This is a genomic window from Mycolicibacterium xanthum (assembly GCF_019710635.1).
GTDB lineage: Bacteria > Actinomycetota > Actinomycetes > Mycobacteriales > Mycobacteriaceae > Mycobacterium > Mycobacterium xanthum.
The window spans coordinates 1-23,997 of sequence record NZ_JAIFZS010000017.1 but is presented as its reverse complement, the minus strand read 5'-3'; the positions used below and the strand labels follow the sequence as shown (position 1 = coordinate 23,997).

At 70.3% G+C, this 23,997-nt stretch carries 24 protein-coding genes and 1 riboswitch; of the genes, 10 read left to right on the top strand and 14 right to left on the bottom strand.

What is annotated here, in order from left to right; translation table 11 throughout:
- Positions 1-126 precede the first annotated feature (126 nt).
- From JDV09_RS09720 to JDV09_RS27450, 4 genes are all read left to right on the top strand, one after another.
- Positions 127-531 (top strand): YccF domain-containing protein, encoded by a 405-nt coding sequence (locus JDV09_RS09720; protein WP_221368917.1) that lies wholly within the window; start codon positions 127-129, stop codon positions 529-531.
- Complete coding sequence (moaA, locus tag JDV09_RS09715) at positions 528-1,589, top strand: GTP 3',8-cyclase MoaA (RefSeq protein ID WP_221368916.1); 1,062 nt, start codon at positions 528-530, stop codon at positions 1,587-1,589. Before JDV09_RS09720 ends, moaA begins: the two co-directional genes overlap by 4 nt.
- Positions 1,590-1,592: 3 nt before the next feature.
- Complete coding sequence (locus JDV09_RS09710) at positions 1,593-1,859, top strand: MoaD/ThiS family protein (RefSeq protein ID WP_221368915.1); 267 nt, start codon at positions 1,593-1,595, stop codon at positions 1,857-1,859.
- Between the two features lie 246 nt (positions 1,860-2,105).
- Positions 2,106-2,320: riboswitch (cyclic di-AMP (ydaO/yuaA leader) on the top strand.
- 9 nt (positions 2,321-2,329) lie between these two features.
- The gene (locus JDV09_RS27450; protein WP_221368914.1) at positions 2,330-4,978 is read left to right on the top strand and encodes a transglycosylase family protein; all 2,649 of its coding nucleotides are present in this window, start codon (positions 2,330-2,332) and stop codon (positions 4,976-4,978) included.
- Here the strand turns inward: JDV09_RS27450 and JDV09_RS09700 are convergent, their stop codons facing one another.
- Genes JDV09_RS09700 through JDV09_RS09685 form a run of 4 tightly spaced genes read right to left on the bottom strand, consistent with a single transcriptional unit; the run spans position 4,979 to position 6,567 of the window.
- Positions 4,979-5,404 carry a molybdenum cofactor biosynthesis protein MoaE gene (locus JDV09_RS09700; protein WP_221368913.1) on the bottom strand — a complete coding sequence of 142 codons (426 nt, stop codon included), beginning with the start codon at positions 5,402-5,404 and terminating at the stop codon, positions 4,979-4,981. It abuts the gene before it with no gap.
- Positions 5,401-5,880, bottom strand: coding sequence for a MogA/MoaB family molybdenum cofactor biosynthesis protein (locus JDV09_RS09695; RefSeq protein ID WP_221368912.1), 480 nt, complete (start codon positions 5,878-5,880; stop codon positions 5,401-5,403). The genes JDV09_RS09700 and JDV09_RS09695 overlap by 4 nt, the downstream gene beginning before the upstream one ends.
- 7 nt (positions 5,881-5,887) lie before the next feature.
- Positions 5,888-6,325, bottom strand: coding sequence for a cyclic pyranopterin monophosphate synthase MoaC (moaC, locus tag JDV09_RS09690; protein WP_304619719.1), 438 nt, complete (start codon positions 6,323-6,325; stop codon positions 5,888-5,890).
- Between the two features lie 56 nt (positions 6,326-6,381).
- Positions 6,382-6,567: a hypothetical protein gene (locus JDV09_RS09685; RefSeq protein WP_221368910.1), complete on the bottom strand. Its 186-nt coding sequence runs from the start codon at positions 6,565-6,567 to the stop codon at positions 6,382-6,384.
- Positions 6,568-6,664: 97 nt separating this feature from the next.
- Between JDV09_RS09685 and JDV09_RS09680 the strand changes: the two genes are divergently transcribed.
- The 4 genes from JDV09_RS09680 to JDV09_RS09665 all read left to right on the top strand — a co-directional run bounded on the left by JDV09_RS09680 (position 6,665) and on the right by JDV09_RS09665 (position 11,354).
- Positions 6,665-8,932: a helicase-associated domain-containing protein gene (locus JDV09_RS09680; protein WP_221368909.1), complete on the top strand. Its 2,268-nt coding sequence runs from the start codon at positions 6,665-6,667 to the stop codon at positions 8,930-8,932.
- Positions 8,933-9,077: 145 nt separating this feature from the next.
- The gene (locus tag JDV09_RS09675; RefSeq protein WP_221368908.1) at positions 9,078-9,350 is read left to right on the top strand and encodes a DUF4242 domain-containing protein; all 273 of its coding nucleotides are present in this window, start codon (positions 9,078-9,080) and stop codon (positions 9,348-9,350) included.
- Between the two features lie 3 nt (positions 9,351-9,353).
- Positions 9,354-9,626 carry a hypothetical protein gene (locus JDV09_RS09670; RefSeq protein WP_221368907.1) on the top strand — a complete coding sequence of 91 codons (273 nt, stop codon included), beginning with the start codon at positions 9,354-9,356 and terminating at the stop codon, positions 9,624-9,626.
- A gap of 78 nt (positions 9,627-9,704) precedes the next feature.
- Positions 9,705-11,354: a DNA repair helicase XPB gene (locus JDV09_RS09665; protein WP_221368906.1), complete on the top strand. Its 1,650-nt coding sequence runs from the start codon at positions 9,705-9,707 to the stop codon at positions 11,352-11,354.
- Positions 11,355-11,411: 57 nt separating this feature from the next.
- Here the strand turns inward: JDV09_RS09665 and JDV09_RS09660 are convergent, their stop codons facing one another.
- The 4 genes from JDV09_RS09660 to JDV09_RS09645 all read right to left on the bottom strand — a co-directional run bounded on the left by JDV09_RS09660 (position 11,412) and on the right by JDV09_RS09645 (position 17,435).
- Positions 11,412-12,407, bottom strand: a complete 996-nt coding sequence (locus tag JDV09_RS09660) for an LLM class F420-dependent oxidoreductase (RefSeq protein WP_221368905.1) — start codon at positions 12,405-12,407, stop codon at positions 11,412-11,414.
- Positions 12,408-12,471: 64 nt separating this feature from the next.
- The gene (locus tag JDV09_RS09655; RefSeq protein ID WP_221368904.1) at positions 12,472-13,953 is read right to left on the bottom strand and encodes a class I adenylate-forming enzyme family protein; all 1,482 of its coding nucleotides are present in this window, start codon (positions 13,951-13,953) and stop codon (positions 12,472-12,474) included.
- A gap of 110 nt (positions 13,954-14,063) precedes the next feature.
- On the bottom strand, positions 14,064-16,208 hold the full coding sequence (locus JDV09_RS09650; protein ID WP_221368903.1) for a 3-hydroxyacyl-CoA dehydrogenase NAD-binding domain-containing protein: 2,145 nt from the start codon (positions 16,206-16,208) through the stop codon (positions 14,064-14,066).
- A gap of 15 nt (positions 16,209-16,223) precedes the next feature.
- Complete coding sequence (locus JDV09_RS09645; protein ID WP_221368902.1) at positions 16,224-17,435, bottom strand: acetyl-CoA C-acetyltransferase; 1,212 nt, start codon at positions 17,433-17,435, stop codon at positions 16,224-16,226.
- Positions 17,436-17,721: 286 nt separating this feature from the next.
- On the opposite strand from JDV09_RS09645, the gene JDV09_RS09640 reads away from it, so the two are divergent.
- Positions 17,722-18,903, top strand: coding sequence for a pyridoxal phosphate-dependent aminotransferase (locus JDV09_RS09640; protein WP_221368901.1), 1,182 nt, complete (start codon positions 17,722-17,724; stop codon positions 18,901-18,903).
- A 4-nt stretch (positions 18,904-18,907) separates the two neighbouring features.
- Here the strand turns inward: JDV09_RS09640 and JDV09_RS09635 are convergent, their stop codons facing one another.
- Together JDV09_RS09635 and JDV09_RS09630 are read right to left on the bottom strand one after the other, a co-directional pair.
- Complete coding sequence (locus tag JDV09_RS09635; protein ID WP_221368900.1) at positions 18,908-19,351, bottom strand: SRPBCC family protein; 444 nt, start codon at positions 19,349-19,351, stop codon at positions 18,908-18,910.
- Positions 19,352-19,446: 95 nt separating this feature from the next.
- Positions 19,447-19,887, bottom strand: coding sequence for an SRPBCC family protein (locus JDV09_RS09630; RefSeq protein ID WP_221368899.1), 441 nt, complete (start codon positions 19,885-19,887; stop codon positions 19,447-19,449).
- 81 nt (positions 19,888-19,968) lie between these two features.
- On the opposite strand from JDV09_RS09630, the gene JDV09_RS09625 reads away from it, so the two are divergent.
- On the top strand, positions 19,969-20,322 hold the full coding sequence (locus tag JDV09_RS09625; RefSeq protein WP_221368925.1) for a UBP-type zinc finger domain-containing protein: 354 nt from the start codon (positions 19,969-19,971) through the stop codon (positions 20,320-20,322).
- Between the two features lie 96 nt (positions 20,323-20,418).
- Here JDV09_RS09625 and JDV09_RS09620 read toward each other — a convergent pair whose 3' ends face one another.
- The 4 genes from JDV09_RS09620 to aroQ all read right to left on the bottom strand — a co-directional run.
- Complete coding sequence (locus tag JDV09_RS09620) at positions 20,419-21,981, bottom strand: phytoene desaturase family protein (RefSeq protein ID WP_221368898.1); 1,563 nt, start codon at positions 21,979-21,981, stop codon at positions 20,419-20,421.
- A gap of 53 nt (positions 21,982-22,034) precedes the next feature.
- Positions 22,035-22,640: a TetR/AcrR family transcriptional regulator gene (locus tag JDV09_RS09615; protein ID WP_221368897.1), complete on the bottom strand. Its 606-nt coding sequence runs from the start codon at positions 22,638-22,640 to the stop codon at positions 22,035-22,037.
- A 326-nt stretch (positions 22,641-22,966) separates the two neighbouring features.
- A complete protein-coding gene (locus JDV09_RS09605) occupies positions 22,967-23,575 on the bottom strand; it encodes a TetR/AcrR family transcriptional regulator (protein WP_221368896.1) in 609 nt (202 codons plus the stop codon).
- Between the two features lie 32 nt (positions 23,576-23,607).
- A partial coding sequence (gene aroQ, locus JDV09_RS09600; RefSeq protein WP_221368895.1) for a gamma subclass chorismate mutase AroQ occupies positions 23,608-23,997 on the bottom strand: 390 nt, incomplete at its 5' end.

Here is a 23,997-nt window from a genome sequence, read left to right as displayed (position 1 = left end):
TCTGTAAGAAGCCATAAAGTAAGCGTCCCGCCTGCGCCGGGACGCGTCCTGGGTGATCCTACTCGGACGCCGGCACGGCCAGCATCCCCTTATGTCGGTAGGCTGACGGCACCGCTGGAGGAAGAGATGCGACTGATACTCAACGTCATCTGGTTGATCTTCGGCGGCCTGTGGCTGGCGCTGGGCTACCTTCTGGCCGCTCTCATCTGCTTCGTGCTGATCATCACGATCCCGTTCGGCTTCGCCGCGCTGCGCATCGCGCTCTACGCACTGTGGCCGTTCGGCCGCACGATCGTCGACAAGCCCGGTCCGCGGCCCGGCGCACTGGTCGGCAACGTCATCTGGATCATCGTCGCCGGGGTGTGGCTGGCCATCGGCCACATCACCTCCGCGATCGCGATGGCCGTCACGATCATCGGCATCCCGCTCGCCCTGGCCAACCTCAAGATGATCCCGGTGTCGCTGTGGCCGCTGGGCAAGGAGATCGTGCCGGTCGATGCCGTGAACGCGCCCTCCGGAGCCCTGCGGTGACCGTGGTCGCGCTGGGTGTGCCGACCGTGCACCGCACCCTGTCCCCCGCTCCGGTCGACGGGCCGCTGATCGACACCTTCGGCCGGGTCGCGACCGACCTGCGAGTGTCGCTGACCGACCTGTGCAACCTGCGCTGCACCTACTGCATGCCCGCCGAAGGCCTCGACTGGCTGCCGGGCGACCAGAAACTGTCGCCCGAGGAACTGATCCGGCTACTGCGCATCGCCGTCACCCGCCTCGGCATCACCGGCGTCCGATTCACCGGGGGCGAGCCGCTGGTGGTGGCCCACCTCGAGGAGGTCGTCGCGGCGACGGCGGACCTGGATCCGCGTCCGGAGATCACGCTGACGACGAACGGGATCGGGCTGGCCGGGCGCGCCGACGCGCTCAAGCGGGCCGGCCTGGACCGCATCAACGTCTCGCTGGACACCGTGGATGGCGAGCGGTTCGCGGCCATCACCCGCCGCGACCGGCTGGCCGATGTGCTCGCCGGACTGCGTGCCGCCCGGTCGGCGGGACTGCACCAGGTCAAAGTGAACGCCGTCCTCGATCCGGTGACCGGCCTCGACGACGCCGTCGCACTGCTGCGGTTCTGCCTCGGGGAGGGCTACCAGCTGCGCATCATCGAGCAGATGCCGCTGGATGCCGGACATTCGTGGCGACGCGACCGCGCGGTGAGCGCCGACGCGGTGCTGGCCACCCTGCGGCAGCACTTCACGCTGACGCCCGACCCGGCGCCGCGCGGGTCGGCACCCGCCCAACTCTGGCAGGTACACGACGGCGCCGGCGTGACCGGCCGGGTGGGCATCATCGCATCGGTGTCCCACGCCTTCTGCGCAGCCTGCGACCGCAGCCGTCTCACCGCCGACGGGCAGGTACGGAACTGCCTGTTCGCCCGCGAGGAAACCGACCTGCGGGCACTGCTGCGCTCCGGCGCCGACGACGACACCATCGAGGCGGCCTGGCGGGCCGCGATGTGGTCGAAGGCGGCCGGGCACGGCATCAACGACCCCGATTTCGTCCAGCCCGACCGGCCGATGAGCGCGATCGGCGGTTAGGGCATGCGGACCGACTCCCGGGTGCGGGTGAACGTGCGCTTCTACGCCGCGGCCAGGGCGGCGGCGGGCGCCGAGGACGACTCGATCGATCTCCCGTCCGGGGCGACGGTGGCCGAGCTGGTCGAGGCCCTGCGGGAGAAGGGACCCGAGCTGGCGAAGGTCCTCGCCCGCTGCTCCTATCTCTGTGACGGAGTTGCGGTGCGCGACATGGCGACCGAGCTCGGCGACACCCAGACCGTCGATGTGCTGCCGCCGTTTGCCGGCGGTTAGTCGGGGCCCCGATCGGTTCCCTATTCCGTGATTTACATCACATAACGGAATGATCACGGGATGGCTACGGCGAGGTTGAGATGCCGGTCACCTGCTGGAACAACGAGCTTTCCTGGCAATTTAGAGAATTATTAGTATTTGCCCCGCTGAGAAACACCGCGGCGGGTAAAAGGTGACGCCACTTCCGCGACCCGTTACCGTCTTGACCAAGCCGTCGAGCCCCCACATTTCGACCGGCCCGCCGCGTTACCAACTGCGCCGAACTCCATCCGTTGGTACGCGGGGACGACGAGACACAACTTGGATGGAGACGGGGGACCCATCGGGTCCCACCGCATTACCGGGACCTGGAGCCCACCGGCTCCTTGGGGTGAAGCCGTGGTCGTTTCGACGACGACGGCCGGGCTACCTCTCCAGCCCGAACCCGACAGCTGACCTCGCAGGCGCCGACGAGAGGACCACGCGCACCTATGAGTGGACGGCATCGTAAGCCTGCTAATTCTTCTGTCAGCGTCGCCAAGATCGCCGTCACCGGCGCGGTCATCGGCGGCGGTGGACTGAGCCTCGCCGGACACGCGAGCGCCGCCACCGACGGCGAATGGGACCAGGTCGCCCGCTGCGAATCCGGCGGCAACTGGGCGATCAACACCGGCAACGGCTATCAGGGTGGCCTGCAGTTCTCCCCCGGCACCTGGCGGGGTAACGGCGGCGGCGAGTTCGCCCCGTCCGCGCACATGGCCACCAGGGAAGAACAGATCGCAGTAGCCGAGCGCGTGCTGGCCAGCCAGGGTAAGGGCGCCTGGCCGTCGTGCGGCGGGCCGCTCTCCGCCGCGACCCCGCGCAACATCGTCGCCGATGCGCCGCAGGCGCTCGAAGCCCCGGCCGTCGCCGGCGAGCTGCCGCCTCCGCCGCCGGTCCCAGCTCCGTTCGACGCGATGGCCGCCCCGCTGCCCGCGCCCGCGCCCGCACCCGAGGCGCTCCCGCCCGCGCCCGAGGCACTGCCCCCGGCACCCGAGGCACTACCGCCCGCGCCCGAGGCACTACCGCCCGCGCCCGAGGCACTACCGCCCGCGCCCGAGGCACTACCGCCCGCGCCCGAGGCACTACCGCCCGCGCCCGAGGCACTACCGCCCGCGCCCGAGGCACTACCGCCCGCGCCCGAGGCACTACCGCCCGCGCCCGAGGCACTACCGCCCGCGCCCGAGGCACTACCGCCCGCGCCCGAGGCACTACCGCCCGCGCCCGAGGCACTACCGCCCGCGCCCGAGGCACTACCGCCCGCGCCCGAGGCACTACCGCCCGCGCCCGAGGCACTACCGCCCGCGCCCGAGGCACTACCGCCCGCGCCCGAGGCACTACCGCCCGCGCCCGAGGCACTACCGCCCGCGCCCGAGGCACTACCGCCCGCGCCCGAGGCACTACCGCCCGCGCCCGAGGCACTACCGCCCGCGCCCGAGGCACTACCGCCCGCGCCCGAGGCACTACCGCCCGCGCCCGAGGCACTACCGCCCGCGCCCGAGGCACTACCGCCCGCGCCCGAGGCACTACCGCCCGCGCCCGAGGCACTACCGCCCGCGCCCGAGGCACTACCGCCCGCGCCCGAGGCACTACCGCCCGCGCCCGAGGCACTACCGCCCGCGCCCGAGGCACTACCGCCCGCGCCCGAGGCACTACCGCCCGCGCCCGAGGCACTACCGCCCGCGCCCGAGGCACTACCGCCCGCGCCCGAGGCACTACCGCCCGCGCCCGAGGCACTACCGCCCGCGCCCGAGGCACTACCGCCCGCGCCCGAGGCACTACCGCCCGCGCCCGAGGCACTACCGCCCGCGCCCGAGGCACTACCGCCCGCGCCCGAGGCACTACCGCCCGCGCCCGAGGCACTCCCGCCCGCGCCCGAGGCACTACCGCCCGCGCCCGAGGCACTACCGCCCGCGCCCGAGGCGCTGCCGCCGGCCCCCGTGCCGATGGACGCCCCGCTGCCGGCCGACGGTGCGCTGCCGCCCGAGCCGATCGAACCGCGGGCCGCCCCGCTGCCCGCACCCGCACCCGAAGCGCTGCCGCCGGTCCCGATGCCGGGCGACGCCCCGCTCCCGCCGCTGCCGCCCGCACCGCTGCCGGGCGACGCCGCGCAGGCGGCCGCCTCGAGCGACCCGCTCGCCGCCCCCGGGCCCGACGGGCTGCCGCCGGCCCCCGGGCAGATGGCGGCCCCGCTGCCGGCCGACGGTGCGCTGCCGCCCGAGCCGATCGAACCGCTGGCCGCCCCGCTGCCCGCACCCGCACCCGAAGCGCTGCCGCCGGCCCCGATGCCGGGCGACGCCCCGCTCCCGCCGCTGCCGCCCGCACCGCTGCCGGGCGAAGCCGCGCAGGCGGCCGCATCGATCGACCCGCTGGCCGCCCCCGGTCCCGAAGGGCTGCCGCCGGCCCCGCTGCCGGCCGACGGTGCGCTGCCGCCCGAGCCGATCGACCCGCTGGCCGCGCCGCTGCCCGCACCCGCGGTCGTCGAAGTCGCCAACGTCGCTCCGGCGGCTCCGGTCGATGTTCCCCCGATCGACAACACGATCGTGGCCACCGTGGCGAACTGGGACACGGTGCAGGGACCCGCCCCGGTCGAAGGACCTCAGCTGTGGGCGCTGCACGCCGATGTCCCGCTGCAGCCTGCTCCCGGTGATCCCGCGCTGCCGCCGCTGCCCGCCCCGGCTCCCGCGGCACCCGCCCCCAACGTGGTCGCCGCACCAGATCCGCTGGCCCCGCTGGCCAACGCGCCGGTTCCGGCTCCCGCCTACGACATCGCCAACCAGGCGGTCAGCGGTGAGATCCCGCTGCCTGCCGAAGTCCCGCATCTGGTGAGCCCGGAGAACCTTCCCCCGGGCACCACGGTGGACCCCTCCCTGCTTCCCAATCAGAGTGCGAACGTCACGTACCTGAAGGAGATCTGGCACGCGATCCAGACCCAGGAGATCTCGGGCAAGGGCGCGCTGCTGGCGCTGACCCAGCGTCCGATGACGACCCCGGACCCGGGTGGTGTGGCCCCGGCCATGCCGATCGATCCGGCCGTCCCCGTGGATCCGGCGGCGCTCCCGCCGGTTGGGGTCCCTGGACCAGTGCTGCCGCCCGCCTGATCAGGCGGAATTGACCCACTCGTCGGTGCCGTCGGCGAAGAACTGGTGCTTCCACACCGGTAGCCGTTCCTTCACGCTGTCGACCAGGCGTGCACACGTCTCGAACGCAGCGCCGCGGTGATCGGCAGCGACGGCCGCCACCAGCGCGGCGTCACCGATGTGTAGGGTGCCGACGCGGTGGCTGACCGCGACGGCCCGGACCCCGCGGGCGGCCTCGGCGACCTCGGCCACCACCTCCGCCAGGGTCTGTTCGGCGGACGGATGTGCCGAGTACTCCAGGCGGGTGACCGTGCGCCCGCCGTCGTAATCCCGGACCACCCCGGCGAACGCCACCACCGCGCCGGCCGCGTGGTGGGCGACCAGCGCCTCGTGCTCGGCCGAATCGATGGGCTGCTCCGTCAGCGCGACCCGCACCACCGCGGTCATCGGGAATGGTCCTTGCCGCCGAGTTGATCGAGGGCGTGGTCCAGCACGTCGGCGAGCACACCCAATCCGTCGCGCACGCCTCCCAGGGATCCCGGGAGGTTCACGATCAGCGTCCGGCCGGCCACCCCACAGATGCCGCGGGACAGCACCGACGTGGGCACGTGCGGCAGTCCCGCGCGGCGGATCGCGTCGGCCAGGCCCGGGATCTCGTAGTCGACCACCGCGGCGGTGGCCTGCGGGGTGGCGTCGGTCGGCGATATGCCGGTCCCCCCGGAGGTGACGATGACGTCCGGACCCACCCGCAGCGCGTCGCGTAGCGCCGCGACCACCGGTTCACCGTCGGCGACGACCGTCGGCGCGGGCGTGGCGACCCCGCGGCCGTTGAGCCAGTCGACGATGACCGGGCCGCACCTGTCCTCGTACACGCCTGCGGACGCCCGGGTGGAGGCGATCACCACAACGCCCGACCGCGTCACGCGGGCATCACCTGACCCATGTACCCGTCTTTCCGCCCTCCTTGCGCAGCACCCGGATGTCGTCGATGCGCGCGGCACGGTCGACCGCCTTGATCATGTCGTAGATCGTCAGCGCGGCCACGCTGACGGCCGTCAGCGCCTCCATCTCCACCCCGGTGCGATCGGTCGTACGCACGGTCGCGGTGATGGCCACCGCGCCGGGATCAGCCGCGCCGCCCACCTCGAAGTCGACGTCGACACCGGTGATCGTCAACGGGTGACACAGCGGCACCAGTTCGCTCGTCCGCTTGGCCGCCATGATGCCGGCGACCCGCGCGGTGGCCAGCGCGTCGCCCTTGGGCAACCCGTTGGCGGAGATCAGGTCGACGACATCGGGACGGGTCAGCACCGTACCGGCGGCGACGGCCACCCGCTTGGTGGCGTCCTTGGCGGTGACGTCGACCATGTGGGCAGCACCGGTCTCGTCGAGGTGCGAGAGGCCTTCGCCCACCGTCAGGCGCCCTACTTGTTGATGACGGTGACCGACTGGACGAACGGCAGTTCCTCGGCCGGTAGCGGGAACGTCAGCTCACCGAACGGAGACAGCGCACCGGTGCGGTCGGCGGCCAGTTCACTGACCGCGTGGTCGTCGGCGTCGGTCGTGGGCCAGCCCGGATCGACGTATCGGTTCTTCTTGTCATCAGCCACGCAGACATTGTGGCAGGCCGATCGCCGGCTGGCGAGGTCGGGAGCCTGCTTTACGCTGGTCAGCGATGAGCGCTTGGGCAAAGAGCAGGTGGCGCCGATGAGCGCGACCACCCCGGCCGTGCCGCTGGGCGTCTGGCTGGCCGACCTGGACGACACGCGGCTGATCCGGTTGCTGCGGCTGCGGCCCGACCTCACCCAGCCGCCGCCGGGCAGCATCGCCGCGCTGGCCGCCCGTGCGGCCGCACGCCAATCGGTCAAAGCCGCCACCGATGACCTGGACTTTCTGCACCTGACGGTGCTCGACGCCCTGCTGACCCTGCACGCCGACACCGCCGCCGTGACGTTCGCCGACCTGACCGGGGCGCTCGGCGAGCGCGCCGATGGCGACGCCTTGGCCGAGGCGGTCGACGACCTCCTGGACCGGGCCCTGGTCTGGGGCGACCGCACCGCCCCGGGTGTGCTGCGGGTGGCCGCCGAGGCCGCCTCCGGGTTGCCCTGGTATCCCGGCCAGGCCACCCTCGAGAGCAGCGCCGTCACGCGGACCGAGCTCGCCAGCAGAGTGGAGGAGCTCGATCCCCCGGCGCGCGACCTGCTGGACAAGCTGGTCGAGGGCTCCCCGGTGGGGCGCACCCGTGACGCGATGCCCGACACCCCCGCCGATCGCCCGGTGCAGCGCCTGCTCGCCGCCGGGCTGCTGCGCCGTCTCGACACCGACACCGTGATCCTGCCCAGGCTGGTGGGCCAGGTCCTGCGCAACGAGGTTCCCGGCCCGGTCAGCCTCAGCCGACCCGACCCGACCGTGTCGACGACCAAGGCCTCAGATGTGGACGCGGTCGCGGCCGGAGCGGCGATCGATCTGCTCCGCGAAGTCGAGATCGTGCTCGACGCCCTGAGCACCGCGCCGGTGCCCGAGCTGCGCAGCGGCGGGCTGGGCGTCCGGGACCTCAAGCGGCTCGCCAAGCTGACCGGCATCGAAGAACGCCGGCTGGGGCTGGTCTGCGAGGTCACCGTGGCGGCGGGGTTGGCGGCCCCGGGGATGCCCGAGCCCGATCCGGCCGACGGGAACGGCCCGTACTGGGCCCCGACGGTGGCCGCCGATCGGTTCATCGAATCCCCGACCGCCGTCAAATGGCATCTGCTGGTCAAGTCCTGGCTGGATCTACCGGGCCGCCCGAGCCTGATCGGCACCCGGGGCCCGGACGGCAAACCCTATGCGGCACTGTCTGATTCGCTGTTCTCGACGGCCGCGCCACTGGACCGCCGGCTGCTGCTGGAAATCCTCGCCGAACTGCCGCCCGGCGCCGGCGCCGACGCCGACAGCGCATCGCAGGCGGCGGTGTGGCGTCGCCCCCGATGGTCGGCGCGGCTTCAACCCGAGCCGGTCGCCGACCTGCTCACCGAGGCACACGCCCTCGGGGTGGTCGGTCGCGGCGCCGTCGCCACCCCGCTCCGCACCCTGCTGACCGGGCAGGATGACGACGCGGTGATCGCCGCGATGGCCAAGGTGCTGCCGCCGCCGATCGACCACTTCCTCCTGCAGGCGGACCTGACGGTGATCGTGCCCGGGCCACTCGAGCGCGCCCTGGCCGAACAGCTTTCAGCGGTGGCCACCGTGGAGTCGGCGGGAGCGGCAATGGTGTACCGCATCGACGAGGCTTCGGTGCGGCGGGCGCTGGACACCGGCAAGACGGCGGGCGAACTGCACGCGTTGTTCTCCCGGCACTCCAAAACCCCGGTGCCGCAGGCATTGTCGTATCTGATCGACGATGTCGCACGGCGGCACGGTCAGCTGCGGGTCGGCATGGCGGCGTCCTTCGTGCGCTGCGAGGACGCGGCGCTGCTCGCGCAGGCGGTCGCCGCGCCGGCGACCGGCCAGGTCGAGCTGCGCCTGCTGGCGCCGACCGTCGCGGTGTCGCAGGCGCCGATCAACGAAGTGCTGGCCGCGCTGCGCGGCGCGGGTTTCGCTCCGGCGGCCGAGGACGCCACCGGAACCATCGTGGATCTGCGCAGCAGGGGGGCGCGCGTCCCGGCACCGGGCCGGCGGCGCGCCTACCGCCCGCACCCGACGCCGACGGATCAGACCCTCGGCGCGATCGTCGCGGTCCTGCGCAAGGTGGCGGCCGCCCCGTCGTCGGGGATGCGGCTGGACCCTGCGGTGGCGATATCGGAGCTGCAGCACGCCGCCCATCACCAGGAGTCGGTGGTGATCGGCTACGTCGACCCGGCCGGGGTGGCGACGCAGCGGGTGGTGGCACCGATCAACGTCCGCGGCGGACAGCTGACCGCCTACGACCCGGCCTCCGGCAGGGTCCGCGAGTTCGCCATCCACCGCGTGACCTCAGTGGTGTCCGCGGACTCCGGATAGAACTCCCTACGGCCCGGATCCGCTCCGGGCCTCAAGATGGGGAACTCCTCCTGATGTGCCGGCACCCCCGAAGCCGGGAGTCTGAAGTGGTGTTCGGCGGTACGGATGCCGCCGCAGACGCACCAAACACCGAAGGAGAAGTGCGATGAAGCGATTCATCATCGAGCGGGAGATCCCCGGAGCCAGCGATCTGACCGAAGAGCAGCTGACCGAGATCGCCCAGACGTCCAACACCGCGGCGGCCTCGCTCGGCGTGCCCTACAACTGGGTCACCAGCTACGTCGCGGGCGACAAGGTCTACTGCGTCCACGAGGCGGACGACGAGGCCACCATCCGCGAGCACGCGCGCCGCGGCGGGTTCCCGGCCAACGCCGTCACCGCGGTGGCCGCGGAATTCGGCCCGCACACGGCGGGGTGACCCATGGCCCGCACCATCAACAAGGTCATCGCCGCCGCGGGACTGGCGACGGCGGTGGCGGCACCCGGCGCGCTCGGTCTGGCGGCGGGCACCGCCAACGCCCTGCCGATCAGCAACCTGGCCAGCGAATGCCGGCAGGCCAACGGCGGCAGCTGGCAGGTGAGCTACGGCTACAACCACCAGGTCACCGGCTACATGTGCTTCTACAAGGACATCGGCGGGAATGGCTACGTCGATTTCTACGACCGGTACGGCAACTACTACGGTTCCGGCTAGCCGATATCGGGAGCGGCGGTCGCGCCAGTCGCGGCCGCCGTTTCGGCGTCTGTGCCTCGGGTCTGGATAATCGGTGGGATGACCGACGGCCCCCTGATCGTGCAGTCCGACAAGACGGTGCTGCTCGAAGTCGACCATGACCAAGCCGGCGCGGCCCGCGCGGCGATCGCGCCGTTCGCCGAGCTGGAACGTGCTCCCGAGCACGTGCACACCTACCGCATCACCCCGCTGGCGTTGTGGAACGCCCGCGCCGCCGGGCACGACGCCGAACAGGTGGTCGACGCGCTGGTGACCTACTCCCGCTACGCGGTGCCCCAGCCGCTGCTCGTGGACATCGTCGACACCATGGCCCGCTACGGACGGCTGCAGCTGGTCAAGCACCCCGCGCACGGGCTGACCCTGCTCAGCCTGGACCGCGCGGTGCTCGAAGAGGTGCTGCGCAACAGGAAGATCGCACCGATGCTGGGTGCGCGTATCGACGACGACACCGTCGTCGTGCACAACAGCGAGCGCGGCCGGGTCAAACAGATGCTGCTCAAGATCGGCTGGCCGGCCGAGGACCTGGCCGGCTACGTCGACGGCGAGGCCCACCCGATCGGCCTCGAACAGGACGGCTGGCACCTGCGCGACTACCAGCAGATGGCCGCGGACTCGTTCTGGGACGGCGGCTCCGGTGTGGTCGTGCTGCCGTGCGGCGCGGGCAAGACGCTGGTCGGGGCGGCCGCGATGGCCAAGGCCGGCGCCACCACCCTGATCCTGGTGACCAACACCGTCGCCGGCCGGCAATGGAAGCGGGAGCTGGTCGCCCGCACGTCGCTGACCGAGGACGAGATCGGCGAGTACTCGGGCGAGCGCAAGGAGATCCGCCCGGTCACCATCGCGACCTATCAGGTGATCACCCGCCGCACCAAGGGCGAGTACAAGCACCTCGAACTGTTCGACAGCCGGGACTGGGGCCTGATCATCTACGACGAGGTCCATCTGCTGCCTGCGCCGGTGTTCCGGATGACCGCGGACCTGCAGTCGCGGCGCCGCCTCGGACTGACCGCGACGCTGATCCGTGAGGACGGCCGTGAAGGCGACGTGTTCTCGTTGATCGGGCCCAAGCGCTATGACGCACCGTGGAAGGACATCGAGGCGCAGGGCTGGATCGCGCCCGCCGAGTGCATCGAGGTTCGGGTGACGATGACCGACAACGAGCGGATGCTCTACGCGACCGCCGAGCCCGAGGAGCGCTACAAACTGTGCGCGACCGCGCACACCAAGATCGCCGTGGTGAAGTCCATTCTCGCGAACCATCCGAACGAGCCGACGCTGGTGATCGGCGCCTATCTTGATCAGCTCGACGAGCTCGGCGCCGAACTCGACGCCCCGGTGATCCAGGGGTCGACGAAGACGGCCGAGCGCGAGGCGCTCTTCGATGCGTTCCGCAACGGCGAGATCCGCATCCTGGTGGTGTCGAAGGTCGCGAATTTCTCCATCGACCTCCCGGAAGCCAGTGTGGCGGTTCAGGTTTCCGGGACGTTCGGGTCACGCCAGGAGGAAGCGCAGCGGCTGGGACGGCTGCTGCGCCCCAAGGCCGACGGCGGCGGAGCGGTGTTCTACTCGGTGGTCTCCCGCGACAGCCTCGACGCCGAGTACGCCGCCCACCGCCAGCGCTTCCTGGCCGAGCAGGGTTACGGCTACGTCATCAAGGACGCCGACGACCTGCTCGGGCCGGCGATCTAGACCCACCGAGCTGCCACGGCGCCAGGCCCAACCGGAACCCATCCCGGCACCGTGGCGTCACCCGACCAACGCGGGGATGACCTCGCGCTCGAACAGTTCGATGCCCGACCGGTCGTAGGCCGCCTCCGGGAAGTAACAGATCACGTATTCGCAGCCCAGCTCCCGGAGCCGTTGGATAACGTCGATGAGCTGCTCGGGCGTCCCGCAGCCGGCTTCCGGGGTACTCATGGCGGACAGCATGGCGTCGGCGGCAGCCTCCCCGGCCAACGCGCCCATCCGTGACCGCACCCGGCCGAGCCGGTCCTTGACCTCGGCCTCCGACATCCCGGTGACGACGTTGAAGTTCACCGACCGCGTGATCGCGCCGAAGTCCGTGCCGACATCGCGGCAATGTCCGGCGAGCACATCGGACTTGTGGGCGAACGCCTCGGGTTCGGGGGTGAAGTTGGTGTACTGGGCATACCGGGCGGCGATGCGCAGCGTCACCTTCTCTCCCCCACCGGCGATCCACAGCGGAAGTCCACCCTCCTGCAGCGGCTTGGGCGCCACGATGGCCCCGTCGACCTGGTAGTGCTTTCCGTCGAAACTGACGACCCCGTCGCGCCATGCGTCGCGCATGATCTGCACACCCTCGTCCAACCGCGCCAGCCGCACCCCGGCCGACGGGAAGCCGTATCCGTAGGCCCGCCACTCGTGTTCGTACCAGCCACCGCCGATGCCCATCTGGATCCGTCCGCCGGAGATGATGTCCGCGGTCGCGGCGACCTTGGCGAGGTAGACGGGGTTGCGGTAGCTCATCGCGGTGCACATCTGCCCCAGCTTGATGCGCGAGGTGGTCGCGGCGTACGCCGACATCAGCGACCACGCCTCGTGGGTGGCCTCGCCCGTCGGCACCGGCACCGTGTGAAAGTGGTCGTACACCCACAACGAGTCCCACACGTCGGTGGCGTCGGCATAGTCGGCGAGATCTCGCATCACCGCCCACTGGTCGGCGGGTTCGATTCCGACCAGATCGAGTCGCCAGCCCTGCGGGATGAACAGTCCGAAGCGCATGCACCCGACTCTATGTCGTAGGACTACCGATCACTAGCGTGACGGGCCCGGGTACCCACCAGCGTCACCGGGCCGGGTACAGGGCCGCGACGGCCGGCAGGCTCACCTTGAGTGCGGGGTTGCGCGGGAGCTCGTCGACCACCACGACGGCGACCGGCACGTTGTAGACCGGTAGCTGCGCGCGGACCAGCTCCTTGAGGTCGTCCTCGGTGGGCGCGACCTGGCCGGCGGCGACCTCGATCGCTGCGAACGGGACCTGACCGAGGCGGGCGTCGGGAACACCGACGACGCACGCATCGCGCACGTTGGGATGCGAGATCAGCACCCGCCGAACGGTTTCCGGCAGGATCTTGAACCCGCCACGGTTGATCGCTCCGTCCGCCCTGCCGTGCAGGGTGACGAAGCCGTCCTCGTCGATGCTCGCGATGTCGGTGGTGCGGATCCAGTCGGGACCGATCGGCGCGATCTTCGCCTCCAGCAGACCCTGCTGCCCCGCCGCCAGCTCGGCCCCGGTTGCCGGGTCGACGATCCTGAGCTGGGTGTCGGGCAGCGCCCGTCCCACGCTCTGCCGCTTGGAGTCGCCGAACTCGTCGAGCATGTCCGGCGTCCAGGCACACAGCGAACCGGCGAACTCGGTGGCGCCGTAGGCCAACCGGATCGGTATCCGGTATCGCCGCTCGAACTCGTCGCGCGTCTCCGGGTCGAGCGGACCCGAGGCGCTGATCAGGAACTCCAGTGATTCCAGATCGCTTCGGGGCACCTCGGCGTCGAGCAGCATGCGGATAACGGCGGGCTGCACGCCGGCCCGGGCGATACGGTGCCGCCGGATGGCGTCGACCCAGCCGTCGACGGAGAACCGCTCCAGCATCGCGATGCGCCGGCCGTTGTAGACGCCCGCGATCAGTTGGCACACGCCGATCCCGCCGAACTGCCAGTACGCGAACTCCGGCGGGGCATCGGCGGGGCCCTTCTCACCGGCGGTCACGCTGAACACGGTGCGCTCGAGGACGCCCGTCCTGATGGCCTGCCGTTTCGGGGGTCCGGTCGTCCCGCTGGTCAGGATCTGTAGCGCGACACCGGGTTCGGTCGGCGCATGCCGGCGCGATCTGTCTCTGCGCTCCAGCCCGACGACGCGCGCGACGGTGGGGGCCGGCGACGAGATCGCGATGCCCGCACTGCCCGAGCGCTTCGCTGCCGCGACGACGTCCGCGGTCCAGTCCTCGCGATCGGCGACGACGGCCGACAACCCCAGCCTCTCGATATCGAGTCCGATGGCCTCGGCGGACTGGAAGGAGTAGATCATCGCGACGGGGCGCCCAGCGGCGAGGAAGCCGGCGATGGCGGCGGCGTGCTGCAGACGATTGCGAACCACCAGGCCGACCGGCGCACCCTCATCGACGCCGGCCTCGTCCAGCGCCGATGCGATCGCGACACCGTAGGCCGTTACCTCGTCGCCGCTGTACCAGCGACCCTCGAACTCGAGGCACTGCCCGTCGCCGTAGCTCGCCAACCCCGCGGCGAACCTCTCGGTGAAGCTGTCAGGCACCCCCCCATTGTGTGGCCACCGCCTCGAAGCGAGGTATACCGGTCCCGAAAACGCACTCAGGGTCGTGATCCACGAGGAATCACGACCCTGAGCGCAATTTGGTGGGGCTGTTAACTCAGCAGCGAGTCCGGCGGGGTGAACCGGTCGCCGTACTTGGCCGCCAGCTCCTTGGCCCGCGCGACGAAGGCCGCCTTGCCGACGCCGCCGGGACCCTCGTACCCGACGATGAACTGCGCCGAACCGCCGGTGTAGGGCGGGTAGCCGATGCCCATGATCGAGCCGATGTTGGCGTCCGCGGTGGACGTCAGCACGCCCTCGTCGAGGCATTTCTGGGTCTCCAGCGCCTCGGCGAACAGCATCCGGTCGATCATGTCCTGCAGCGGGATCTGCGTGCCGGTGCCGAAGGTTTCGGCCAGCCCTTCCCACAGGCCGACGCGCTTGCCGTCGACGTACTCGTAGAACCCGGCGCCCTTCAACCGCGAGGGCCGGCCGATCTCGATCATCTTGTTGACGACGACCTCGGCCGGATGCGGCTGGTAGCTGCCGCCGGCATCCTCGACGCCTTTGCGGGTCGCGGTGGCGATCTTCTGCATCAACTCGAGGTTGAGCTCGTCGGAGAGCTGCAGCGGCGGCGCCGGGTAGCCGGCCTGCGAGCCCGCCTGCTCGATGCTGGTCGCCGGCACACCCTCGCCCAGCATCGCCAGCGCCTCGTTGACGAAGGTCCCGATGACCCGCGAGGTGAAGAAGCCGCGGCTGTCGTTGACCACGATCGGGGTCTTGCCGATGGCCAGCGTGTAGTCGAACACCCGGGCCAGCGCCTCGTCGGAGGTCTTCTCGCCCTTGATGATCTCGACCAGCGGCATCTTGTCCACCGGGGAGAAGAAGTGGATACCGATGAAGTCCTCCTGGCGCTTCACCCCGGTCGCCAGGCCGGTGATCGGCAGCGTGGAGGTGTTCGACCCGAGGATGGCGTTGGGCTCGACGATGTCCTCGATCTCCTGGAACACCTTGTGCTTGAGTTCCTGGTTCTCGAAGACCGCCTCGATGACGAAGTCGACGCCCTTGAGGTCGGCGGGATCGGCCGCGGGGGTGATCCGCGCCAGCAGCGCCTTGCTCTTCTCCTCGGTGGTGCGGCCCCGCTCGAGCGCCTTGGCCTCGAGCTTCTCCGAGTAGCCCTTGCCCTTCTCGGCGGCCTCAAGGGTGACGTCCTTGAGCACCACGTCGAAGCCGGCCTTCGCCGAGACGTAGGCGATGCCCGCGCCCATCATGCCGGCACCGAGCACACCGATCTTGGTGATCGGGGTCTTGCCGATGCCCTCGGGGCGGCTGCCGCCACCGTTGATGGTCTGCAGATCCAGGAAGAACGCCTGGATCATGTTCTTGGCGGTCTGGCCGGTCACCAGCGAGGTGAAGTAGCGGCTCTCGATCCGGCTGGCGGTGTCGAAGTCGACCTGCGAACCCTCGACCGCGGCATCCAGGATGGCGCGCGGAGCCGGCATCGGCGCACCCTTGAGCTGCTTGCGCAGCAGCGCCGGGAACGACGGCAGGATCGCGGCCAGACCGGGCGAGGCGGGGGTGCCGCCGGGGATCTTGTAGCCCTTGGCGTCCCACGGCTGGGTGTGCGCCTCCGGGTTGGCCTTGATCCAGGCCTTGGCGGCGGGCACGAGTTCGTCGACGCTGCCGACCAGTTCGTCGACCAGACCGACCTCCTTGGCCTTGCCCGGCTTGAACCGGGTGCCCTGGCTGAGCACCTCCATGAACGCCTTCTGGATGCCGAACATCCGCACGCTGCGGGCGACGCCGCCACCACCGGGCAGCAGGCCCAGCGTCACCTCGGGGAAGCCGACGACCGCGCCGCGCACGTCGGCGATGATCCGGTGATGACAGGCCAGCGCGATCTCCAGGCCACCGCCGAGCGCGGCGCCGTTGATCGCGGCGACCACCGGCTTGCCCAGGGTCTCGAGCTTGCGCAGGTCGGCCTTGATGAACTCAACTTCTTCGAAGGCATCCGCTGCGTTTTCTTTGCCGACCTTCATCATGCCCTTGAGGTCACCACCGGCGAAGAACGTCTTCTTCGCGCTGGCGATCACCACGCCGGTGATCGAATCCTTCTCCTCCACAAGGCGTTCCACGGCCTTGTGCATGGACTCCTTGAAATGCTCGTTCATCACGTTGGCCGAGCCGGTCGGGTCGTCCAGCGTCAGGGTGACGATGCCGTCGGCATCCTTGTCCCACTGAATGGTGTTCTCTGCCATGTCTTTCAAATCTCCCTAGACGCGCTCGATGATGGTGGCCACACCCATGCCGCCGCCGATGCACAGCGTGACCAGCGCGCGTCGCGCGTTGCGCCGTTCCAGCTCGTCGACCATGGTGCCGGTGATCATGGCGCCGGTGGCGCCCAGCGGGTGACCCATCGCGATGGCGCCACCGTTGACGTTGAGCTTCTCGTCGGGGATGTTGAGGTCCTTCTGGAACTTCAGCACCACGGACGCAAAGGCCTCGTTGAGCTCGAACAGGTCGATGTCGTCGACCGTCAGGCCGGCCCGGTCGAGCACCTTGCGGGTGGCCGGGGTGGGCCCGGTCAGCATGATCACCGGATCGGCGCCGCTGGTGGCGGTGGCCACGATGCGCGCCCGCGGGGTCAGGCCGGCCGCGCTCCCCGCGCTTTCGCTGCCGATCAGCACCAGGGCGGCACCGTCGACGATGCCCGAGCTGTTGCCACCGGTGTGGACGTGGTTGATCTTCTCCACCCAGTGGTACTTCTGCAGCGCCACGTCGTCGAAGCCGCCCATCGCGCCGACACCGTCGAACGCGGTCCGCAGCTTGGCCAGGCCCTCGGGAGTGGTGTCGGGACGCATGTGCTCGTCGTGGTCGAGGATCACCAGCCCGTTCTGGTCCTTCACCGACACGACGGACTTGGCGAAGTAGCCGCCCGACCAGGCCGCGGCGGCCTTCTGCTGACTGCGCAGCGCGTAGGCGTCGACGTCCTCACGGGAGAAGCCCTCGATGGTGGCGATCAGGTCGGCGCCGATGCCCTGCGGCACGAAGCCGATGCGGTAGTTGGTCTCCGGGTCGAGCGCCCAGGCCCCGCCGTCGGCGCCCATCGGCACCCGGCTCATCGACTCGACACCGCCGGCGTAGACCAGGTCGTCCCAGCCGGAGCGCACCTTCTGCGCGGCCAGGTTGACGGCCTCCAGGCCGGAGGCGCAGAACCGGTTGAGCTGGAATCCACCGGTGGTCTCCGGCAGCCCGGCCAGCAGGCCGGCGGTGCGGGCGATGTCGGCGCCCTGGTCCCCGATCGGCGAGACGCAGCCGATGATGACGTCGCTGATCAGCGTCTCGTCCATGTCGGGGAAACGCGACCGCATCTCCTCGATCAGGCCGACCAGCAGGTTGACGGGCTTGACCTCGTTCAGCGAGCCGTTGCGCTGCTTGCCGCGAGGCGTACGGATCGCCTCGTAGATGAAGGCTTCTTCGGACATATGTGTCTCCGGATCCTGTTTTCAGTGAGTCGCAGGCGCGAAGCCCGCAGGGAGGAGTAGTCCTCTGGGCGCCCAGCCTAGCAGCCTCGCCCAACCCGTTGGTTGGGCCCCTGAACGAGGAGCCGGCCGACCGCCGCGGCACCGATCACGCCCCACTCCCGAGGCACCGCGAGGCGAGCGTGCCGGCAACTTCACGCTCGCCCCCGAGTGTGAAGTCATCTTCACGCTCGGGGCTGCAGACCCGAACCGACAGGGCCGTGCACCCAACGCAATAGGCTGCCAGACCATGACGGTCGAACGCCTGCAGCCGTACGCGGTGACGATCTTCGCCGAGATGTCGGCGCTGGCAGCCCGCATCGGCGCGGTCAACCTCGGTCAGGGATTCCCCGACGAGGACGGTCCCCCGGACATGCTCGAGGCCGCCGAGAAGGCCATCGCCGAGGGGGTCAACCAGTACCCGCCCGGCCTGGGCATCGCACCGCTGCGCCGGGCGATCGCCCAACAACGCATGCGCCGCTACGGCATCGCCTACGACCCGGACACCGAGGTACTGGTCACCGTCGGGGCCACCGAGGCGATCGCCGCATCGGTGCTCGGCCTCGTCGAGCCCGGATCCGAGGTGCTGTTGATCGAGCCGTTCTACGACTCGTACTCGCCGGTGATCGCGATGGCGGGCTGTCACCGGCGGGCGGTCCCGCTGCGTTCCGACGGCCGCGGTTTCGCCATCGACGTCGACGCGCTGCGCTCCGCGGTGACGCCCAGCACCCGTGCCCTGATCGTCAACTCACCGCACAATCCGACGGGCATGGTGGCCACCGACGCCGAGTTGCGGGCGCTCGCCGAACTCGCGGTGGCCGCCGATCTGCTGGTGATCACCGACGAGGTCTACGAGCATCTCGTGTTCTCCGATCCCCCTGGGCGCAAACACCTTCCGCTGGCCGGGTATCCGGGCATGGCCGAACGCACCGTGACGATCTCCAGCGCGGCGAAGATGTTCAACGTGACCGGCTGGAAGATCGGCTGGGCCTGCGGGCCTGCCGATCTCATCGCCGGGGTGCGGGCGGCCAAGCAGTACCTGACCTACGTCGGCGGTGCGCCGTTCCAGCCGGCTGTGGCACAGGCGCTGGATACCGGGGACGCCTGGGTGGACGCGTTGTGCGCATCGCTGCAGTCGCGACGCGACCGACTGGGATCGGCGTTGTCCGACATCGGCTTCGGTGTGCATGACAGCTTCGGCACGTACTTCCTGTGCGCCGATCCCCGGCCGCTCGGCTACGACGACAGCACCGCGTTCTGCGCCGAGCTACCCGAGCGCGTCGGGGTGGCCGCCATTCCGATGACCGCGTTCTGCGATCCGGCGGCCGAGCACGCCGACCAGTGGAAACACTTGGTGCGCTTCGCCTTCTGCAAACGTGACGACACCCTCGACGAGGCGATCCGACGCCTGCAGGCCCTCGGCCGGCGCTAGGTGATCAGTGGGCGGTAGCGCCCAGCACCCGACGGCGCAGATCGTCGAGCGCGACGTCGAGCACCATCTTCCTGGCCCGCTTGACCAGGAAGTGCGGGAGGGGCGCCGCGACATCCAGAATCAGGTCGAAGCGCACCCGCGTGCGGTCCTCGCCCTCCGGGGTCAGGTTGTACTCGCCGTGCTGGCCGCGCTGCTGGAACGTCTGCTCGGCGTCCCACACCACCCAGCGCTCACCCCAGTGGTATTCGAGCAGTTCCTTGTCGGTGACGCCCATGATCTTGATGGTCGCCCTGACGTGGTGCGGCCGGCCGTCCGGGTGGCGGTCGAGGACCTCGGCGTCCTTGTGCAGCGACGACCACGAGGACACCGCGTCGATGTCGGCCAGCGTGTCCAGGATGGCTGCCGGCGGGGCCTCGATCACCACTTCCCTCGACGCCCGAACCGCCAAACGGGCAAATCCTAGCCACGGGCCCGGCCTGACGTACAGGATTGCCCGGCGGGCCGGGTCAGCAGCCGGGCCGGGTCAGCAGCCGGGCCGCACGGTCAGCCCTTGACGATCTTGTGGACCTGCTTGCGCAGGCCCTCGGTGGCGGTCTCGACGCCGCCCTTCATGGTGCGTTTGAGGATGAAGCCCGGCATCGGCACGGACAGGTCGACGGCGATGTCGAACCGGACCCGGGTCTTGTCCCCTTCGGGGGTCAGCGTGTAGCCGGCATCCTGGGACTTCAGCTGGCCGGCCGAGATCAGCGTCCACGTGACTTGGTCGTCTCCCCAGGTGTATTCGATCACCTGGTCGTCGGTGAGGCCGGCGGCCTTGACCGTCATCTTGACCTGCCTGGGCCGGCCGTTGTCATAGCGGTCGAGCACCTCGGCCTTCTTGTACTGCGGCGACCAGGTCGGGGTCGCTTCGACGTCGGCGATGACGTCGAGAATCTGTTCCGGCGTCGCTTCGATCACGACCTCGCGAGAATCCTTGGTTGCCATGGCGCGACGATAGACCACCCGGGCCGCCGCACGGATCGGGATGGCCGACACGCACCGTAGGCTCGACGTGTGAGCGATCCGGTGAACGACGCCATCGACCCCACGGTTGCACCGAGCGGGACCGGTTGCGTGGAATGCGATGCAGAAGGTGGCTGGTGGGTGCACCTGCGCCGGTGCGCGGCGTGCGGGCACATCGGGTGCTGTGACGACTCACCGCAACGGCACGCCTCGGCGCACTGGCGGCTGACGGGTCATCCGATCATCAGATCCTTCGAGCCTGGTGAGGACTGGTTCTGGGACTACGACACCGATGCCTACACCGAGGGCCCCGCCCTCGCACCACCGTCGAGCCGGCCGGCCGACGAGACCGTCCCCGGACCGCGGGGGCGGGTGCCGGCCGACTGGAGGGCGCAGCTGCAGGCGCGCCGCGGCTGACGGGGCTCAGCCTCGATCGCCCGGCACCCGCGGGGCTCAGGCCCGATCGCCCGGCACCTGCGGGGCTCAGGCCCGATCGCCCAGCAGCTGCTGGGCTCAGGCCCGATCGCCCAGCACCTGCTGGGCAGCGTTGTAGCCCGGGATGAAGGTGATGCCCGGGCCACCGTGACAGCCCGCACTGGCCAGGTACAGCCCGTCGATCGGGATGGGTTGGTCGACATAGCCTTTCGGCCCGGGCCGGTTGGGCCCCATCTGCTCCGGGTGGATCAGCCCGTGGCAGTAGTCGCCGCCGGGCGCACCGAACATCGTGCCCATGTGTTTGGGCGTGAAGGTGGTGTGCCGCAGGATCAGGCCCTCGAAACCCGGTGCCAGCCGGGTGATCTTGTCGATCACCCGCTGTCCCATCTCGGCCTTCAGCTCGCCGTAGCCGGCTCTGTCCTCGGTCAGCGGAAACCACAGCGAGAACGCCGATACCGCATGCTTGCCCGGCGGCGCGAGGCCGGGATCGTTGGCCGACGGGATCTGCAGCGCGATCGAGGGATCGGCCGGAACCACGCCGCGACCGGAGTCTTCCCACTGCTGCTGCAGCTCCTCCGGGGTGCTGAAAATTCCGATGGCCGAATGATATTGAGGATCGTTGAGTACACCGTAGGGTTCGGCGAAGGTGGGCGGCCCGTCCAGCGCGAAGTGCATCTGCAGATAGCTTCCGCGATGGTCGATGTGCGAGAACCGCTCGCGCACCTCGGGCGGTACCGCGTTCGGGTCGACCAGCCGGTTGACCGTCAGATCGGGCGCCACCGCCGACACCACCACCGGAGCGCTCAGCGTCGAACCGTCCTCCAGCCGGACACCACCGACCCGGCCGTCGTCGGCGAGGATCTCGTCGACCTTGCTGCGCAGCCGCAGTTCACCACCGGCGGCGGTGAACATCGACAGCAGGTGCTCGGTCACCGCGCCCATGCCGCCGCGGAACTTCTTGATCAGCGTCGCGTTCTCGTCGGGCACGGCCAACCCGAACGCCAGCGCCGCCGCGCTCCCGGGGGTCGCCGGTCCGCGGTAGGTCGTGTTCACCGCGAGGAACGCCAGCATGCCGCGCAGCGCGCCGTGCTTCTCACGGTCCGGCAGGTGGCGATCGAGGACGTCGCTGACCGAGCCGAACAGCATGTCGGTGATCGCCTGCCGTTCGAATTCGTTGGTGGCGCAGGCATACATCTCGTCCAGCGTCTTCGGCGGCCGGGCGGCGTCGAAGCGGCCCAGCGCCCTGGTCGGCGCCTGACACCAGGCCATCAGTCCCGCCATGCCGTTGACCGCCTCGGCTCCGTGCACCTCGTTGAGGTGGGTCAGCAGCTTCATCGGATCGGTGTAGTAGATCAGCGGGTCGTCGCCGATGCCGCGCAACTGGACCGACATGACGTCCAGGTCGACGGTCGGCAGCTCGCCCAGGCCGAGCGCCCGGCTCACCACCGCCGAGGTGGGCACCTGCACCGAGCCGGCGATCTCGAACCGGTAGCCGTCGAACAGTTCGACGGTGGAGGCCATCCCGCCCGCATACAGCTTCGCGTCCAGGCACAGCGTCCGTAGGCCCGCCTGTTGGATGAGCGCGGCGGCGGTCAGCCCGTTGTGTCCGGCGCCGACGACGATGGCATCGAAGTCAGTCATCGACCGAGGCTGGCACGGCGGAACGGGTTTTGTCAATATTGACGAAACTGCGGTCAGGCGTGGTCGTCGATACCCGTCCGCAGCAGTTCCAGGGCCTGCCGGCACAACCGGTCCAGCGCGGGCAGCGAGCGGTCCTCGCCGAGCATCCAGCCCTCCATCGCGCCGAACACGGCGGCCGCGATACACCTGGCGGTCACGGTGATCCGCATCCGTTCCACGCTGCCCGGCGGCGGCGGGTTCACCCCGGCGAGGTGCTCCTCGACGGCCTCGGCGAAGTCCGCCTCGACCTGGCGGATGTGCCGGACGATCCGCCCCGGGTCGAGCTCCTGGGCCCGCATCGCGGCGATCTTGGTGACCGCCCAGTCGTCGTACGGCGAGGCCATGATCGCCGATTGCACCGATTCGATGATCGACTCGTCCGGGGACCGGGCGGCCAGCGCGGCGCGAAACCAGTGCAACCCGGCGTCGTAGTCGGCGAACAGCAGATCGTGTTTCGACGCGAAGTGCCGGTAGAAGGTCCGCAGCGACACCCCGGCATCGGAGGCGATCTGCTCGGCCGATGTCTCCTCTACGCCCTGAGCCAGGAACCGCACCACGGCGGCCTGCCGCAGCGCTTCACGCGTACGTTCGCTGCGCACCGTTTGAGCGGGCCGGACCATGCTGCGTAACGTACCGCACCCGACGGAACACGCCGGCCGGTCGGCCCTGTGCGGGCGCCGTCGCGACGCCCGCGAGCGCCGGCGTTCGGGCGCCTTGCCGGTCGTGCCGAACTCGAACTCGGTCAGCAGCTTTCGCAGCGTGACGGCCATCTCCATGGTGGCGTAGGCGGCGCCGATGCAGCGCCGCACGCCCCCGCCGTGGGGGATCCGAGCACACGCTGCCTCGCGGTGAAGAACCCCAGCGCCGCAGCGACTTTCGAGACGCGCGGGCCGGCGGAAGCCGTACGGGGTCGGTGGCGGCGGACCAGATCGCAGTCCCGACCGGCTCAGTTCGGGTGCGGGCTCAGCAACGCGATCGACGCGTCGACCGCCTCGTCGGTGACGTCGCTCATCCGCCCGCCCTCTTCGACGGTGATCGCCGTGAGTTCACGCAGACCACCGAGCAGCATGATCATCCGCCGCCGCGACACCGGCCCGACGCCCGCCGCACGGAACTCGTCGGTGCCGCCGATCGCACCGACCATCTCGATGAAGTGCTCCATCGAATCACGCTGCAGGTGACGAGCCGCGACACCCAGCGCGGGAACGTCCCGGATCCAGCTCACCATCAGCGCCGAGCGGGCCTCCGCGGCGGAGATCCACGCCTCGATCGCCTGCCGCACCTGCTTCTGCCACGGCGCGCTGGAATCGACGGCCTGCGAGATCTGGCGGATCTGATCGGCATTGGCCTCCGACAGCAGCGCGACGAAACAGGCCTCCCTGCTGTCGAAGTGCTCGTAGAAGGTGCGCCGCGAGGTTCTGGCGCGGCGCACGATATCGGCCACCGTCGTCTTGGCGTAGCCGTCCTCGGCGATCGACGCCTCCAGCGCGTCGAGCAGTCGCTGCCGGAACGCGCTCTTGTCGTCGGCAGCTCTGGGGGCGGGCGGGGTGTTCATGACAGGGCAATGATCCCATGCCGATTGGCTGCCTACCGGCAGTAGTCATGGGTGGCGAACGCGACGGCCTGCCGGTAGAGCGGATCGAGGTCGTACCGTTCGGCCACCTCGGTCCTGGCCCGATCGAGTTCGGCCGCGCACGCGGGAGAGTGCAGCACGTCCCACTCGTCGGCCATCAACGTGACCATCTCGCGGTTCAGCGCATCGATGATCGCCCTGGAGGACGTCAGATCCGGCGCCCCGGCCGGCGCCGAGGTGGGGTCGAGCTTCCACTGGGCCAACCGGCTGTACTGGACGGCCACGGTCGCGTCGATCTGGTCGCGGAACACGGACGCCACGTACGCCGGGTCCAGATTCAGGCCGGCGGCCACGACGGATACCGCGTCGAGCACCTGCTGTTCGCGGGCCGGGTCCTCCACGGG